Origin of the sequence: Pseudomonas sp. LRP2-20 (assembly GCF_024349685.1) — a bacterium.
In the GTDB taxonomy this organism is placed as follows: Bacteria; Pseudomonadota; Gammaproteobacteria; order Pseudomonadales; family Pseudomonadaceae; genus Aquipseudomonas.
Genome location: NZ_AP025944.1, coordinates 859,391 through 874,315, shown reverse-complemented (window position 1 = coordinate 874,315; position 14,925 = coordinate 859,391). Strand labels below are relative to the sequence as shown.

The window sequence follows — 14,925 nt, the reverse complement described above, 5'->3', positions numbered from 1 at the left end:
GCAGTACGTGTGGGAGCGGCTTTAGCCGCGAAGAGGCCGGTAGAGGAATTATCAGAGGGCCATGCGGTAATGCAAACTGTAGCTCTCGACACCATCGTTAGGGGTCTGCAGCCCCGCATTGGAATAGTGGATCGCCCTCACCCCGACCTCATGCCCACCGGCAAAACGCAGGCCGAAACCAATTCGGTCTTCGAACTGGAAAGCCGAGCCCAGCTTGTTGCTCTCGAGCTCGGTATTGGCAAAGGCTGCCACGCCAATCCCAGCTTCGATATAAGGCTTCACCGAGTTACCGGCGAACTCATAGACGAACACAGGTGCGAACGAAAGGCTGTGGTTGCTGGACGTCTCGTCACCTTCCCAATAGGTGTAGGCCCCATCCCAATAGCCAGTCAGCCGACCGACGCTGGTCTGCCACCAGCTCGCATCCCAGTTCGACTGCAGGCCCAACCGGTACACCATGGTCGAGTCACCCGTCTGCCCCACCGAGAACGATACATCGGCCGCTTGCGCTGCCACCACATGCCCCAGGGTAACTGCGGCAGCCGCCGCCAAGCCGAGCAGTTTCTTCATGAGAAACATCCTTCTTTCCATACTGTTATTAGTGTCCGCCTGCCATCAGGCAATGCGGTAGAAATCGGCAGTAGTACGATAGTTCAGCTTCTTTTCACGTTTTTCTTACAACGCAAAGCTTTGCACACTATCGGATCTATGCCACAGCACGGGCAGGATTTGCGTCAAGGACAGCGGGTCGCCGCTGCTCCAGAAACGAGCCCCACGCGTCGGCCCGTCGGCCAGCAGGTCACGCGCAGCCAGCAGGCGTTGCAGTTGACGTGCCACGGCGGCACCGGTATCGATGATGGCCACATCGGCAGGCACCATCTCGGCCAACAGCGGGCGCAGGAAGGGATAATGGGTGCAGCCGAGGATCAGCGTGTCGCAGCCGGCGGCCAGCAGCGGCTGCACGTAACCCAGCAGTAACTGGCGCAGCTGCGGGCTGGCAAGGTCTCCGGTTTCGATCCGTTCGACCAGGCCCGGGCAGGGCTGGGTGACCACTTGCACGTCATTGGCGAAGCGGTCGAGCAAGGCGGCAAACTTGGCGCTCTGCAAGGTGCCGGTGGTGGCCAGCACGCCGACCACCCCCGAACGTGTGGCGGCAGCGGCGGGCTTGACTGCCGGCTCCATGCCTACCAACGGCCAGTCGGGGTACAACTCACGCAGATCGGCGACCGCAGCCACGGTCGCGGTGTTGCAGGCCAGGACCATTGCCTTGGCACCTTGGGCCTGGAAGAACTCGGCGATACGCCGACAGCGCTGGCGGATGTAGTCCGGGGATTTCTCGCCATAGGGCACATGACCACAATCGGCCACGTAAAGCAGCGACTCATTGGGCAGCAGGCGCTGGATCTCGGCGAGCACCGACAAGCCGCCGACCCCCGAGTCCATCACGCCGACCGGCGCCGAGCGCTCAGCCATCGCGCTTGCCGCACACGGCACAGGCCGGGTCACGCTTGACCCGCAGCTCACGCAGGCGCGTACCGAGGGCATCGATCAACAGCAGGCGGCCTATCAACGGTTCGCCGAAGCCCGCCAGCAGCTTCATCGCTTCCAGCGCCTGCAGGCTACCGACCAGCCCCACCAGCGGGCCGATCACACCAGCTTCGCTGCAGGTCAGCTCGTCTTCGCTACCGTGGCCGTAGAGGCAGTGGTAGCAAGGGCTGTAGTCACGCCGCGGGTCGAACACCGACAACTGGCCTTCCAGGCGAATCGCCGCGCCGCTCACCAGCGGTTTGCCGGCAGCGAAGCAGGCCGCATTGACTGCCTCGCGCGTGCCGAAATTGTCAGAGCAGTCCAGCACCAGGTCGACCGCTGCCACCGCTGCGGCCAGGGAGTCTTCGTCCAGTGCCTGGCGGTGGGCGACCAGGGCGACCTCGGGGTTGATCGCCTGCAGCCGCTGCAGCGCCGAATCGACCTTGCTCATGCCGACGCTGTCGCTGTCATGGATGACCTGACGCTGCAGGTTGGTCAGGTCGACGGTGTCGAAGTCGGCCAGGTGCAGCTCACCTACGCCCGCGGCCGCCAGGTACAGCGCCACCGGCGAGCCGAGGCCGCCGAGGCCGACGATCAATGCCTTGCTGTGCTTGAGCCGCAACTGGCCGTCGATGTCCACCTGGGCCAGCAGGATCTGCCGGCTGTAACGCAACAGTTCCTGATCGGTCAGCATGCCAGGCGCCCCAGTGAAATACGTTCATGGCCGCCCAGGTCCTTGCGGCTGGCCACCTCGGTGAAGCCTTGGGCACTGAGCAGGGCACGCACGTCGGCGGCCTGATCGTAACCGTGTTCGAGCAGCAACCAGCCACCTGGCAACAGATGCGCCGGCGCCTGGGCGACGATCAGCCGCAGGTCATCAAGGCCATCGATACCGGCCACCAGTGCACTGCTGGGCTCGAAACGCACGTCGCCTTCGACCAGGTGCGGGTCTTCGGCGCGGATGTACGGCGGGTTGCTGAGAATCAGGTCGAAGCGCTGCCCGGCCAGGCTGCCGAACCAATGGCTGGTGAGCACCTGGACGTTGCCCAGGCCCAGGCGCTGGCGATTGCGTTCGGCCAGGGCCACGGCTTGTTCGACGCGGTCCACGGCCGTCACCTGCCAGGCCGGGCAATCGCTGGCCAGGGCCAGGGCGATGGCGCCAGTGCCGGTGCCCAGGTCGAGCACCTTGGCGGGCGATGCGGGCTGCAGCTCCAGGGCCGTTTCGACCAGCAGCTCGGTATCCGGGCGCGGGATCAGCGTATGCGGCGCCACTTCCAGGTCGAGCTTCCAGAAGCCCTGCTGCCCCAGGATGTAGGCGACCGGCTCGCCGGCGCGGCGGCGCTGCAGGTAGCCGGCGTAGGTCTCGGCATCTTCGCTGCTGACAATCCGCTCGGGCCAGGTGTGCAGGAAGCTGCGCGACTTGCCGATGGCGGCAGCCAGCAGCAGCTCGGCGTCCAGGCGCTCGCTGGGCGAATCGGGTAACTGCGCGTTGCGCAGAAGGCTGGCAATGATGGTCATCAGTCCCCCAGGGCCGCCAGTTGGTCGGCCTGGTACTCGGCCAGCAACGGTTCGATCACGGCCTCCACGCCACCGGCGAGGATGTCGTCGAGGGAGTACAGGGTCAGGTTGATGCGGTGATCGGTTACCCGCCCCTGTGGATAATTGTAGGTACGAATGCGTTCGGAGCGGTCACCGGAACCGACCAGCAGCTTGCGCTCGCTGGCGATGGCGTTCTGCGCGGCGCTGGTCTGCATGTCGTTGAGCTTGGCCGACAGCCAGGACATGGCACGGGCGCGGTTCTTGTGCTGCGAACGCTCTTCCTGGCACTCGACCACGATGCCGGTGGGCAAGTGGGTGATGCGGATCGCCGAATCGGTCTTGTTCACGTGCTGACCGCCGGCGCCCGAAGCGCGGTAGGTGTCGACACGCAGGTCGGCCGGGTTGATCTCGATTGCCGCTTGCTCGTCGGGCTCGGGCAGCACGGCCACGGTGCAGGCCGAGGTGTGGATACGGCCCTGGGATTCGGTTTCCGGCACACGCTGAACACGGTGCGCGCCGGACTCGAACTTGAGCTTGCCGTACACGTTTTCGCCTTCGACACGGGCAATGATCTCTTTGTAGCCGCCGTGCTCGCCTTCGTTCTCGGACAGGATCTCCAGGCGCCAGCCGCGCTTCTCGGCGTAGCGCGAGTACATGCGGAACAGGTCGCCGGAGAAGATCGCAGCCTCATCGCCACCGGTGCCGGCACGGATCTCAAGGAACACGTTGCGGCCATCGTTGGGGTCCTTGGGCAGCAGCATGCGCTGTAGGTTGGACTCCAGGTCGACCAGTTGCTCCTTGGCCTCGCGCACTTCCTCCACGGCCATCTCGCGCAGGTCGGGGTCGGCGTCCTTGAGCAGCGCCTGGGCACCCTCGAGGTCGTCCTGCACCTTGCGCCACTCTTTATAGGCGGCGTAGACCGGCTCGACTTCGGCATATTCGCGGGAATAGGCGCGGAAGCGGGTCTGGTCGGATATGACTTCGGCGTCACCAAGCAGCGCGGTGAGTTCCTCGAAGCGGTCCTGGAGAATCTCCAGTTTGTTCAGCAGCGACGCTTTCATTGCGGGGATTTGTCCGTCGAGCCCTCGTTGAGGGCAAAGAGTTCCTGGGCCATGGCCAGCGCATCGAGGCGGCCCTCGGCCGAGAGCTTTTTCAACTGCACGCTGGGCGCATGCAGGAGTTTGTTGGTCAGGCCCCGGGCCAGTTGCGCCAATACATCCTCGGGGTTGCCGCCATTGGCCAGCAGGCGCTGGGCCTTTTGCAGTTCTTCGTCGCGCAGGCGCTCGCTTTGCTGGCGGTAGGCGCGCAGCACATCGACAGCGGCCAGCTCGCGCAAACGCAGCATGAAGTCTTCGGCGCCCACCGAAACCAGCTCCTCGGCGGCCTGGGCTGCGCCCTGGCGGCTCTTGAGGTTTTCCGCGACCACTTCGTGCAGGTCATCGACGGTGTACAGGTAGACGTCGTCGAGTTCTCCCACTTGCGGCTCGATGTCGCGCGGCACGGCAATATCGACCATGAAGATCGGCTTGTGCCGGCGCTGCTTCAGCGCGCTTTCCACCGCGCCCTTGCCCAGGATCGGCAACTGGCTGGCGGTGGAACTGATGACGATATCGCTGTTGGCCAGCTCCTGCGGGATGTCGGCCAGCAGCACGGCATGGGCACCGAACTGCTCGGCGAGCATGCTGGCCCGCTCCAGGGTGCGGTTGGCCACGACGATACGGCGCACACCTTGCTCATGCAGGTGGCGGGCGACCAGGGTGATGGTTTCCCCTGCACCGATCAGCAAGGCCTGGCTGCGGCCCAGGTCGCTGAAGATCTGCTTGGCCAGGCTGACCGCAGCGAATGCCACGGAAACCGGGTTTTCGCCGATCGCGGTGTCGGTGCGCACCTGCTTGGCGGCGCTGAAGGTTGCCTGGAACAGGCGCCCGAGCAGTGGGCCGATGGTGCCGGCCTCACACGCCACCGCATAGGCGGACTTCATCTGGCCGAGGATCTGCGGTTCGCCGAGCACCAGCGAGTCGAGCCCGGAGGCCACCCGCATCATGTGCTTCACCGCAGCGTGTTCTTCGTGGACGTAGGCGCTGGCGCGCAACTCATCCAGGCTCAGCCGGTGATAGTCGGCCAGCCATTGCAGAACGGCGTCGGCGGACAGGTGATCCTGCTCTATATAAAGCTCGCTACGGTTGCAGGTCGACAGGATCGCCGCCTCACGGCTAGCGGTCAGTCGGCAGAGCTGCTGCAGGGCGTCGACCAGCTGCTCTGGGGTAAACGCCACGCGCTCGCGTACGTCTACCGAGGCAGTCTTATGGTTGATACCGAGTGCAAGAAAGGCCATGCAAGGTCGCTGGTTGTGACGGGAAGCCGATAATTGTCCTCTTTCGCAGGTTTTTGGACAACCACCGTTCGCTATTGTCGTGATAGCCCGGCCGACCCGACCCCGCGGAGCCCCCTGTGCATGGCTGAGGCACGCAAGAAACCTGTGGGAGCGGGCTTGCCCCGCGAAGAGGCCATTGCAGGTCCAGCCAGTTTCCTTTTAGCCCCCTCCCGCACCAGGCTCCCCGCAACGAGCCATTGCACAGCTAGCGGGGAATATTTCCTACAAAAACACTTTTCAATGAAATCTTTCGACATATATACAGCGAAGTTATCCACAACCTTGTAGTCCGTTTCCCAAATAGCCGTCCCTCTATTGCGTTTCCCAATATCGCTGCCTAGCCTTGCCAATCACTGACCGGGCCAAGCTCCCCGCCAGTCATTCATTCCCAGAATTGATTGCCAAGGAGAGGTAAGCATGGCATTTGACGCATATATACAAATCGACGAAATCCCAGGTGAAGCCCTGGATGAAAAATACAACAAATGGATTGAAGTTACCGGCTACGACTTTGGCGTCAGCCAAAGCACCTCGGCCACTGCAAGCTCCGCCGGCGGTGCCACCTCGGGCCGCACCGCCGTTAGCAACTTCAGATTCACCAAACTTCTCGACAGTGCCAGCTGCAAGTTGATGGAAGCCAGTTGTTCAGGCCTGCACCTCAAAGAAGTGAAACTCGCACTGTGTCGCGCAGGCGGCGACAAGCTCAAGTATTACGAGGTCATTCTCGAAGAAGTGATCATTGCCGACTACACACAGAGTGCTGCCGATGGCGTGCCGATCGAGGTAGTGCAACTCGATTACGGCCGAATCAAGACCACCTATACCCAGCAGAAACGCATCGACGGCTCTGGCGGCGGAAACATCGCTGGCGGGTGGGACCGAATCGGCAACAAGAAATACGCATAAGGAAAATGCCATGACCGAAGCCCGCGCGTTCATCAACCCCAAAATGCAGAACTACCACACACTCAAGGCAGGTCTTGCGCTTAGCGGGCATTCGGCCAGCAAGTTCGACGTTCTGAATGCACACATCTACAACAATGTGGTCAGAAGCGGCGAACTGGTCATTGTCGGTGACTGGTCCACGCCCTCGTGTACCAGCCAGGAGGCTTATCTGATGGCAAAGGCTGCCGTAGCACACATGGGGCTGATGCGTAGCGGGCAAGGTGCTGATGAGTTTTTTCTGGATAATTTCGAGCTACTCAAAAGTCTGCTTACCCATGCTGCCACAGGCGCAGGCGTGGTCAGCGATGGCTGGAGCAGGCACCTGAAGGCTATTCAGGACACATTGCTGGAAATTGAAAAGCTGTATCAGGAACATATGGGTTCAGGCACGCTCAAGGCTCGCGATCAGTTTTATGCCAAGCGTGCAGCGCTGTTCGCCAGGCTGGATGAGCAGTTGGGCAAAATGGCAGCGTTTGGTGCCAGCTTGCGAAATAAGGGGTCGATCAAAAGAATCCTTGGGATTTCCACGAAAAGCTATTTGCACGCTAGTGAGATCGCAGGGTATGCCGACAAGGTCGCAGGAGTCGGCAAGGCCGCCAACCTGATCAAGAAAGGCGCCTATATAGGCATTGCGTTGGAGGTCGCGAGCACAAGCCTATCAATCAAAAAAGCATGCACAGAAGGGAGAGACGAAGAATGCAAAAGAGCTACCATCATTGAGAGTGGTGCACTTGCAGGTAGCGTGGGAGGAGGCCTAATTGGCGCAATCGGTGGAAATTTGATTGGCATGGCAGCCTGCAGCGTGGTTTTGGGAATAGCTTCGGGCGGGCCTGGAGCGATTGCATGCGGAGTAGGGGGCGGAGCCTTGGGAGGAATGGTCGGCGGAGAGCTCGGAAGTGAAGGAGGAGAATATCTGGGCGAAGTTTTGTATGAGCGAGTGATAAAGTGACCACGATTCAACTTGCCTTGGGAGCGGCCTATGGCATCCTATTTACTGCGATCTTCACCTCACTACCTATAACTTTCTATTTATCACATCGCGACACCGATCATATTGAATCCCTGCTACCAAACTGTAAAATCATCAGCGACAACAGGAAGCTATATTCTAAATTTGGCCTGACAGGCAAAATCATTCGATTTGGAGCGCTATCTCTCATGTTAGTTTTCCCAGGCGCGTATGCACGCAGAGGCCTGATAAACCTTGATGAAGTTGATCGACTACCCTCCCGAATGAAAAAACGACTATGCAGACTCGTTATCTTCAACCTTGCACTATTTTTAGCATTACTGCTGCTTCACGCATGCCAACATTTCATTTGAATCTCGCCCTGCCGCGCCGACGGTGACAAATTCAAGCATTAATATGTAATGCTCAACGAGGTGAGCATTGCCCTCAGCAACCGAATCAGCGGGGCGATCTATACCACCGAACCTCTTACCTACCCCGCTGTCCGACCTAGCACCACCCAGGCTGTAAACCACGACCTTCGCAGGTGGGTTTGCCCCCGCGCTTGTGTCATCATGCTCCGACCGCCGGTTAGTCTTTTTAAGCCTCTCTATGAACAGACCCTACGCATTGCTGCTTGCCTTCGCCCTGCTCCAGGGCTGCCAGAGCCTGGCCCCGCAAAAGGCCGAGCCTCCCGCCGCCGAGGCCGAGGCTAAGAAGCCCGTGGTGTATGGGTCGTTCTCGCAAGACACCCTTTATAGCCTGCTGGTGGCCGAACTGGCCGGCCAGCGCAATCGCTTCGACATCGCCCTGGCCAACTACGCCGAACAGGCCGAGAAGACCCAGGACCCGGGCGTTTCCGAGCGCGCCTACCGGATTGCCGAGTACCTCGGTGCCGACGAGCCGGCCCTCGATAGCGCACTGATCTGGGCCAAGAACGACCCGCAGAACCTCGACGCCCAGCGCGCCGCCGCCATCCAGCTGGCCCGTGCCGGCCGCTATGACGACTCCATGACCTATATGGAGAAGGTGCTGCAAGGCCAGGGGGATACCCACTTCGACTTCCTCGCCCTGTCGGCCGCCGAAACCGATCAGAGCACCCGCGACGGCCTGATGCAGAGCTTCGACCGCCTGCTGGTCAAATACCCGGACAACAGCCAGTTGGTATTTGGCAAGGCGTTGCTGCTGAACCAGGACGGCAAGTCACAGGAAGCCCTCGACCTGCTCGAAGCGCACCCTGCGCAGAATGGCGAAATCGCCCCGATCCTGCTGCGCGCCCGCCTGCTCCAGGCCCTGGACCGCGGACCCGAAGCACTGCCGCTGCTGCGCGGGGCAATCCGTGACAACCCGGACGACAAGCGCCTGCGCCTGACCTACGCGCGCACCCTGGTCGAACAGGACCGCATGGCCGATGCCAAGGCCGAATTCCTCAGCCTGGTCCAGCAATACCCGGACGACGACGAGTCGCGTTACTCCCTGGCCCTGGTGTGCCTGGAGATGAAGGACTGGGACGAAGCCGAGGTGTACCTGCGCGAGCTGATCGAGCGCGACAGCAACGTCGACGCCGCCCACCTCAACCTGGGCCGCATCGCCGAAGAACGCCACGACCCGGCGGGTGCCCTGCGCGAATACGCCTTGGTCGGCACCGGCCCGGACTACCTGCCGGCACAACTGCGCCAGGCTGACATCCTCATTGCCAACGGCCGCGGCACCGAAGCTTCGCGCCAGCTCGCCGAAGCCCGCGAGGCGCAGCCGGACATGGCCGTGCAGCTGTACCTGATCGAATCGGAAAGCTACAGCAACAACAACAAGGACGCCCAGGCCGACCAGGTGCTGCAGCAAGCCCTCAAGCACTACCCGGACGACCTCAACCTGCTGTACACCCGGGCCATGCTGGCCGAAAAGCGCAATGACCTGCCGTTGATGGAAAAGGACCTGCGCGCCATCATCGCCCGCGAGCCGGAAAACGCCATGGCCCTGAATGCCCTCGGCTACACCCTGGCCGACCGCACCACCCGCTACGCCGAAGCCAAGGATCTGATCGACAAGGCCCACCAGCTGACCCCGGACGACCCGGCCGTGCTCGACAGCATGGGCTGGATCAACTACCGCCTGGGCAACCTCGACGTGGCTGAAAACTACCTGCGCCAGGCCTTCAGCCGCTTCCCCGACCACGAAGTGGCCGCCCACCTGGGCGAAGTGCTGTGGGCCAACGGCAAGCGCCGCGAAGCCCGCCAGGTCTGGGCCAAGGGCTTTGAAGCCCAGGCCGACAGCCCCATTCTGCGCAAGACCCTCCTGCGCCTGACCGGATCCGAGACTCTTTAACGCCATGTTCCTGCGCCATTGCATCACCTTCACCCTGATCGCCCTGCTGACCGGCTGCGCCGGCTTCGGGAGCCGCGAGGCCCTGCAGGGCCACGGCGACCCGCAGCAGTGGCGCGCCCATAAAGAGCAGTTGAGCAGCCTCGACGGCTGGCAGATCAACGGCAAGGTCGGCATCCGCGCACCGCGCGATTCCGGCAGCGGCACGCTGTTCTGGCTGCAACGCCAGGATTATTACGACATCCGCCTGGCCGGTCCGCTCGGCCGCGGCGCCGCTCGCCTCACCGGCCGCCCCGGTGGCGTGGTGCTGGAAGTGGCCAACCAGGGCCGCTATGAAGCCGCCAGCCCCGAAGCCCTGCTGGAAGAACAGCTCGGCTGGCAGCTGCCGGTCTCGCACCTGGTCTGGTGGGTCCGCGGCCTGCCCGCGCCCGACAGCAAGAGCAAGCTGACCCTGGACGGCGACAGCCGCCTGGCCAGCCTCGAGCAGGATGGCTGGCAGGTGCAGTACCTGAGCTACACCGAGCAGAACGGCTACTGGCTACCCGAGCGCCTGAAGCTGCACGGCAAGGACCTCGACGTGACCCTGGTGGTCAAGGACTGGCAGCCGCGCCAGCTGGGGCACTGATTTCATGCACACGCTCACCCTGCCCGCCCCGGCCAAGCTCAACCTGTGGCTGCACATCATCGGTCGCCGCCCCGACGGCTACCACGAGCTGGAAACCGTATTCCAGTTCCTCGACCATGGCGACGAACTGAGTTTCGCCCTGCGCGAGGACGGCGTGATCCGCCTGCACACCGAAATCGAAGCGGTGCCCCACGACAGCAACCTGATCGTGCGCGCCGCGCGTAAATTGCAGGAACAGTCCGGCACCCGGTTGGGCGCCGATATCTGGCTGACCAAGGTGCTGCCCATGGGCGGTGGCATCGGCGGCGGCAGCTCCGATGCGGCGACCACCCTGCTGGCGCTGGCGCACTTGTGGCAACTGGACTGGGACGAAGACCGCCTGGCCGCGCTGGGTCTGAGCCTGGGCGCCGACGTGCCGGTGTTCGTCCGTGGTCACGCGGCATTTGCCCAAGGCGTGGGCGAGCAACTGACCCCGGTCGACCCCGAGGAACCTTGGTACGTCGTGCTGGTGCCGCAAGTGTCTGTCAGCACAGTAGAAATTTTTTCACATCCGCAGTTGACACGTGATTCACTCCCCCTTAAGATGCGCCCCGTTCCCGAGGGAAACAGTCGAAATGACTGCCAACCGGTGGTAGAGCAGAGTTACCCAGAAGTTCGCAATGCGTTGAATTCACTGGGGAAATTCACTGAGGCTCGATTAACCGGTACTGGAAGTTGCGTGTTTGGGGCCTTCCCAAGCAAAGCCGAAGCTGATAAAGTTCTGGCCCTTCTTTCAGTGACCCAAACAGGGTTTGTGGCGAAAGGAAGCAATGTTTCGATGTTGCATCGCAAGCTGCAAAGTCTGGTCAAGAAGTCGAGCGCATAAGCGTTCGCAGCAAAAGATACAGGGGCGTCGCCAAGCGGTAAGGCAGCAGGTTTTGATCCTGCCATGCGTTGGTTCGAATCCAGCCGCCCCTGCCATTTTCCTTATACTCATCCAGGTATACCCTCAGCCTTCAGGTACTGCGCGTGTCCAAGATGATGGTCTTTACGGGGAACGCTAACCCCGATCTGGCTCGGCGTGTCGTACGTCAGCTGCATATCCCTCTCGGTGACGTCTCTGTCGGTAAATTCTCCGACGGTGAGATCAGCACTGAGATCAATGAGAATGTCCGCGGTAAAGACGTCTTCATTATTCAGCCGACCTGTGCCCCGACCAACGATAACCTGATGGAACTGGTAGTGATGGCAGACGCCTTCCGCCGCTCCTCAGCATCCCGAATCACCGCCGTGATTCCTTACTTCGGATATGCCCGCCAGGACCGCCGTCCGCGTTCGGCACGTGTAGCCATCAGCGCCAAAGTCGTCGCTGACATGCTCACTGTCGTGGGTATCGACCGTGTTCTCACCGTCGACCTGCACGCTGACCAGATCCAAGGCTTCTTCGATATTCCAGTCGACAACATCTACGGCTCGCCCGTACTGGTCGACGACATCGAAGACCAGCGTTTCGAGAACCTGATGATCGTCTCCCCGGACATCGGTGGCGTTGTGCGCGCACGCGCCGTTGCCAAGTCCCTGGGCGTCGACCTCGGTATCATCGACAAACGCCGCGAAAAGGCTAACCACTCCGAGGTTATGCACATCATCGGCGACGTCGAAGGGCGCACCTGCATCCTGGTAGACGACATGGTCGACACCGCCGGCACCCTGTGCCACGCGGCCAAAGCCCTGAAAGAACACGGCGCTGCCAAGGTTTATGCCTACTGCACGCACCCTGTCCTGTCGGGCCGCGCGATCGAGAACATCGAGAAGTCGGTACTGGACGAGCTGGTGGTGACCAACACCGTTCCACTGTCCGCCGCTGCTCAAGCCTGTGACCGTATCCGCCAGCTGGATATCGCACCGGTTGTCGCTGAAGCGGTCCGCCGCATCAGCAACGAAGAATCGATCAGCGCGATGTTCCGCTAAGCGGAACACGTGTTGATGTGAAGCGCCCCGCCCCAGCACTTGTTGGGGCGGGGCTTTTTTGCCATCCCCGTCTGGCGCTGGTCGCAAACGCCTTGCGGGAGGCTATTTTGGAGAAACAAAATGACTGATTTCATCCTGAACGCCCAAGCGCGTACTGACCTGGGGAAAGGTGCGAGCCGCCGCCTGCGTCACTCCGCCAGCATCCCTGCCGTTGTATACGGTGGCGATAAAGAAGCCCAATCCCTGACCATCGTGGCCAAGGAAATCGCCAAGCTGTTCGAAAACGAAGCTGCCTTCAGCCACGTTATCGAACTGAACGTCGACGGCGCCAAGCAGAACGTCGTGGTCAAGGCCATGCAGCGTCACCCAGCCAAAGGCTTCATCATGCACGCCGACTTCGTTCGCGTCGTTGCTGGCCAGAAGCTGACCGCCAAGGTTCCAGTTCACTTCGTTGGCGAAGAAGCCCCGGTCAAGAAAGGCGGCGAAATCTCGCACGTTGTTTCCGAGATCGAAGTTTCCTGCGAAGCCAAAGACCTGCCTGAGTTCATCGAAGTCGACCTGTCCAAGGCCGAAATCGGCGCCATCATCCACCTGTCGGACCTGAAAGCTCCGAAAGGCGTAGAGTTCGTCGCTCTGGCCCACGGTGATGACAAAGCTGTTGCCAACGTTCACGCTCCACGCGTTGCTCCAGAAGCAGAAGGCGCTGCCGAGTAATCCACTCGCGCGCCGGTGTTGATCGGGTTACAGTGCGCCCCGCGCCCTGTAACCCACCAACTCCAAGGAAGAGCCCCTGACGTGACCGCCATCCAGTTGATCGTTGGCCTGGGTAACCCCGGCCCCGAATACGAACAGACCCGGCATAACGCAGGGGCTCTTTTCGTTGAACGCATTGCCAGCGCCCAGCGTGTATCGCTGACCGCTGACAAAAAATATTTCGGCCTGACGGCTAAGTTCAGCCATCAGGGCAACGACGTTCGTTTGTTGATCCCCACCACCTACATGAACCGTAGCGGCCAGGCCGTGGCGGCATTGGCCAATTTCTTCCGCATCAAGCCGGAAGCGATCCTGGTGGCACACGACGAACTCGACCTGCCTCCGGGCGTTGCCAAGCTCAAGCGCGGCGGCGGCCATGGGGGGCACAACGGCCTGCGCGACATCATCGCGCAGCTCGGCAACCAGAACGACTTCCACCGCCTGCGGCTTGGCATCGGCCACCCGGGTGACGCCAAACTGGTCTCCAACTTCGTCCTGGGCCGCGCGCCGCGCGCCGAGCAGGAGAAGCTCGACGCCAGCATCGAATTTGCCCTCGGCGTGCTGCCGGACGTGCTGGCCGGCGACTTCGCCAAGGCCATGCGCGAGCTGCACAGCCAGAAGGCCTGATTTCCTAGAGAGGGGAATACCCATGGGTTTCAATTGCGGCATCGTCGGCCTGCCCAACGTCGGCAAGTCCACCCTGTTCAACGCCCTGACCAAGTCTGGCATCGCGGCGGAGAACTTCCCTTTCTGCACCATCGAGCCGAACAGCGGCATCGTGCCGATGCCCGATGCGCGCCTGGCGGCGCTGGCGGAAATCGTCAAGCCTAACCGCATCCTGCCGACCACCATGGAGTTCGTCGACATCGCCGGCCTGGTAGCCGGTGCGTCGAAAGGTGAAGGCCTGGGCAACAAGTTCCTCGCCAACATCCGCGAGACCGACGCCATTGCCCACGTGGTACGCTGCTTCGAAGACGAGAACGTGATCCACGTTTCCAACAGCGTCGACCCCAAGCGCGACATCGAGATCATCGACCTCGAGCTGATCTTCGCCGACCTCGACAGCTGCGAGAAGCAACTGCAGAAGGTTGCCCGCAACGCCAAGGGCGGCGACAAGGACGCCCTGGCACAGAAGGCGATCCTGGAAAAACTGATCCCGCACTTCACCGAAGGCAAGCCTGCGCGCAGCCTGATGAAGAACATGGCTGACGACGAAAAGGCCGTCATCCGTGGCTTCCACCTGCTCACCAGCAAGCCGGTGATGTACATCGCCAACGTGGCCGAAGACGGCTTCGAAGGCAACCCGCACCTGGACGTGGTCAAGGCCATCGCCGAGGAAGAAGGCGCGGTCGTGGTACCGGTGTGCAACAAGATCGAAGCGGAAATCGCCGAGCTTGAAGACGGCGAAGAAAAAGACATGTTCCTCGAGGCCCTGGGCCTGGAAGAGCCTGGCCTGAACCGCGTGATCCGCGCCGGTTACGAGCTGCTCAACCTGCAGACCTACTTCACTGCTGGCGTGCAGGAAGTCCGCGCCTGGACCGTTCGCGTCGGCGCCACCGCCCCGCAGGCGGCCGGCGTGATCCACACCGACTTCGAAAAAGGCTTCATCCGCGCCGAAGTGGTGGCCTATGACGACTTCATCCAGTTCAAGGGTGAAGGCGGTGCCAAGGAAGCCGGTAAATGGCGCCTGGAAGGCAAGGACTACATCGTCAAGGACGGTGATGTGATGCACTTCCGCTTCAACGTCTAAGCGGTAGTCTGCAGTCCTGAAAACCCCTTGAGGCCTGCGGTCTCAAGGGGTTTTGTCTTTGTGGCTCTCGAGCACGATTGTCGGGGGCTGCTTGGCAACCTTGCGCGACACAAGGCCACAGAAGTGACTCGAATTGCTGCAGGAGCAGCCTCAGATTTCTGCATCTAAGCTGAGTCTCAGAAGGGCACCGA

Annotated in this window: 15 protein-coding genes and 1 tRNA gene; 10 read left to right on the top strand and 6 right to left on the bottom strand. The window is 61.6% G+C overall.

Translation table 11 applies throughout. The features are described 5' to 3' along the window. Positions 1-51: 51 nt before the first annotated feature. The 6 genes from OCX61_RS03765 to hemA form a co-directional block, all read right to left on the bottom strand. Positions 52-570 carry an acyloxyacyl hydrolase gene (locus OCX61_RS03765; protein ID WP_261942666.1) on the bottom strand — a complete coding sequence of 173 codons (519 nt, stop codon included), beginning with the start codon at positions 568-570 and terminating at the stop codon, positions 52-54. Positions 571-675: 105 nt separating this feature from the next. Beyond that, the gene (murI, locus tag OCX61_RS03760) at positions 676-1,473 is read right to left on the bottom strand and encodes a glutamate racemase (protein ID WP_261942665.1); all 798 of its coding nucleotides are present in this window, start codon (positions 1,471-1,473) and stop codon (positions 676-678) included. After that, complete coding sequence (locus OCX61_RS03755; protein WP_261942664.1) at positions 1,466-2,221, bottom strand: molybdopterin-synthase adenylyltransferase MoeB; 756 nt, start codon at positions 2,219-2,221, stop codon at positions 1,466-1,468. Before OCX61_RS03755 ends, murI begins: the two co-directional genes overlap by 8 nt. Continuing rightward, on the bottom strand, positions 2,215-3,045 hold the full coding sequence (gene prmC / locus OCX61_RS03750) for a peptide chain release factor N(5)-glutamine methyltransferase (protein ID WP_261942663.1): 831 nt from the start codon (positions 3,043-3,045) through the stop codon (positions 2,215-2,217). The genes OCX61_RS03755 and prmC overlap by 7 nt, the downstream gene beginning before the upstream one ends. Next, positions 3,045-4,127: a peptide chain release factor 1 gene (gene prfA, locus OCX61_RS03745; protein ID WP_261942662.1), complete on the bottom strand. Its 1,083-nt coding sequence runs from the start codon at positions 4,125-4,127 to the stop codon at positions 3,045-3,047. The genes prmC and prfA overlap by 1 nt, the downstream gene beginning before the upstream one ends. After that, entirely contained in the window at positions 4,124-5,401 is a 1,278-nt protein-coding gene (hemA, locus tag OCX61_RS03740; RefSeq protein ID WP_261942661.1) for a glutamyl-tRNA reductase, read from the bottom strand. Before hemA ends, prfA begins: the two co-directional genes overlap by 4 nt. A gap of 456 nt (positions 5,402-5,857) precedes the next feature. On the opposite strand from hemA, the gene OCX61_RS03735 reads away from it, so the two are divergent. From OCX61_RS03735 to ychF, 10 genes are all read left to right on the top strand, one after another. Beyond that, positions 5,858-6,346, top strand: a complete 489-nt coding sequence (locus OCX61_RS03735) for an Hcp family type VI secretion system effector (RefSeq protein WP_261942660.1) — start codon at positions 5,858-5,860, stop codon at positions 6,344-6,346. Between the two features lie 10 nt (positions 6,347-6,356). After that, positions 6,357-7,334 carry a hypothetical protein gene (locus OCX61_RS03730; RefSeq protein WP_261942659.1) on the top strand — a complete coding sequence of 326 codons (978 nt, stop codon included), beginning with the start codon at positions 6,357-6,359 and terminating at the stop codon, positions 7,332-7,334. Between the two features lie 612 nt (positions 7,335-7,946). Further along, complete coding sequence (locus tag OCX61_RS03725) at positions 7,947-9,659, top strand: tetratricopeptide repeat protein (RefSeq protein ID WP_261942658.1); 1,713 nt, start codon at positions 7,947-7,949, stop codon at positions 9,657-9,659. A 4-nt stretch (positions 9,660-9,663) separates the two neighbouring features. Next, the gene (gene lolB / locus OCX61_RS03720; protein ID WP_261942657.1) at positions 9,664-10,281 is read left to right on the top strand and encodes a lipoprotein insertase outer membrane protein LolB; all 618 of its coding nucleotides are present in this window, start codon (positions 9,664-9,666) and stop codon (positions 10,279-10,281) included. Between the two features lie 4 nt (positions 10,282-10,285). Continuing rightward, positions 10,286-11,146: a 4-(cytidine 5'-diphospho)-2-C-methyl-D-erythritol kinase gene (ispE, locus tag OCX61_RS03715; protein WP_261942656.1), complete on the top strand. Its 861-nt coding sequence runs from the start codon at positions 10,286-10,288 to the stop codon at positions 11,144-11,146. Between the two features lie 20 nt (positions 11,147-11,166). Further along, positions 11,167-11,241 (top strand) — tRNA-Gln (locus OCX61_RS03710). A 48-nt stretch (positions 11,242-11,289) separates the two neighbouring features. Then, the gene (locus tag OCX61_RS03705; protein ID WP_003247410.1) at positions 11,290-12,231 is read left to right on the top strand and encodes a ribose-phosphate pyrophosphokinase; all 942 of its coding nucleotides are present in this window, start codon (positions 11,290-11,292) and stop codon (positions 12,229-12,231) included. A 120-nt stretch (positions 12,232-12,351) separates the two neighbouring features. Further along, positions 12,352-12,945, top strand: coding sequence for a 50S ribosomal protein L25/general stress protein Ctc (locus OCX61_RS03700; protein ID WP_085673914.1), 594 nt, complete (start codon positions 12,352-12,354; stop codon positions 12,943-12,945). Between the two features lie 81 nt (positions 12,946-13,026). Next, the gene (pth, locus tag OCX61_RS03695) at positions 13,027-13,611 is read left to right on the top strand and encodes an aminoacyl-tRNA hydrolase (protein WP_261942655.1); all 585 of its coding nucleotides are present in this window, start codon (positions 13,027-13,029) and stop codon (positions 13,609-13,611) included. A 22-nt stretch (positions 13,612-13,633) separates the two neighbouring features. Further along, complete coding sequence (gene ychF / locus OCX61_RS03690) at positions 13,634-14,734, top strand: redox-regulated ATPase YchF (RefSeq protein WP_261942654.1); 1,101 nt, start codon at positions 13,634-13,636, stop codon at positions 14,732-14,734. The last annotated feature ends 191 nt before the right edge of the window (positions 14,735-14,925 follow it).

Bases quoted from the DNA above. Each gene is read 5' to 3' on its own strand.
- OCX61_RS03765 (WP_261942666.1), bottom strand. From the start codon at position 570: ATGAAGAAACTGCTCGGCTTGGCGGCGGCTGCCGCAGTTACCCTGGGG.
- murI (WP_261942665.1), bottom strand. From the start codon at position 1,473: ATGGCTGAGCGCTCGGCGCCGGTCGGCGTGATGGACTCGGGGGTCGGC.
- OCX61_RS03755 (WP_261942664.1), bottom strand. From the start codon at position 2,221: ATGCTGACCGATCAGGAACTGTTGCGTTACAGCCGGCAGATCCTGCTG.
- prmC (WP_261942663.1), bottom strand. From the start codon at position 3,045: ATGACCATCATTGCCAGCCTTCTGCGCAACGCGCAGTTACCCGATTCG.
- prfA (WP_261942662.1), bottom strand. From the start codon at position 4,127: ATGAAAGCGTCGCTGCTGAACAAACTGGAGATTCTCCAGGACCGCTTC.
- hemA (WP_261942661.1), bottom strand. From the start codon at position 5,401: ATGGCCTTTCTTGCACTCGGTATCAACCATAAGACTGCCTCGGTAGAC.
- OCX61_RS03735 (WP_261942660.1), top strand. From the start codon at position 5,858: ATGGCATTTGACGCATATATACAAATCGACGAAATCCCAGGTGAAGCC.
- OCX61_RS03730 (WP_261942659.1), top strand. From the start codon at position 6,357: ATGACCGAAGCCCGCGCGTTCATCAACCCCAAAATGCAGAACTACCAC.
- OCX61_RS03725 (WP_261942658.1), top strand. From the start codon at position 7,947: ATGAACAGACCCTACGCATTGCTGCTTGCCTTCGCCCTGCTCCAGGGC.
- lolB (WP_261942657.1), top strand. From the start codon at position 9,664: ATGTTCCTGCGCCATTGCATCACCTTCACCCTGATCGCCCTGCTGACC.
- ispE (WP_261942656.1), top strand. From the start codon at position 10,286: ATGCACACGCTCACCCTGCCCGCCCCGGCCAAGCTCAACCTGTGGCTG.
- OCX61_RS03700 (WP_085673914.1), top strand. From the start codon at position 12,352: ATGACTGATTTCATCCTGAACGCCCAAGCGCGTACTGACCTGGGGAAA.
- ychF (WP_261942654.1), top strand. From the start codon at position 13,634: ATGGGTTTCAATTGCGGCATCGTCGGCCTGCCCAACGTCGGCAAGTCC.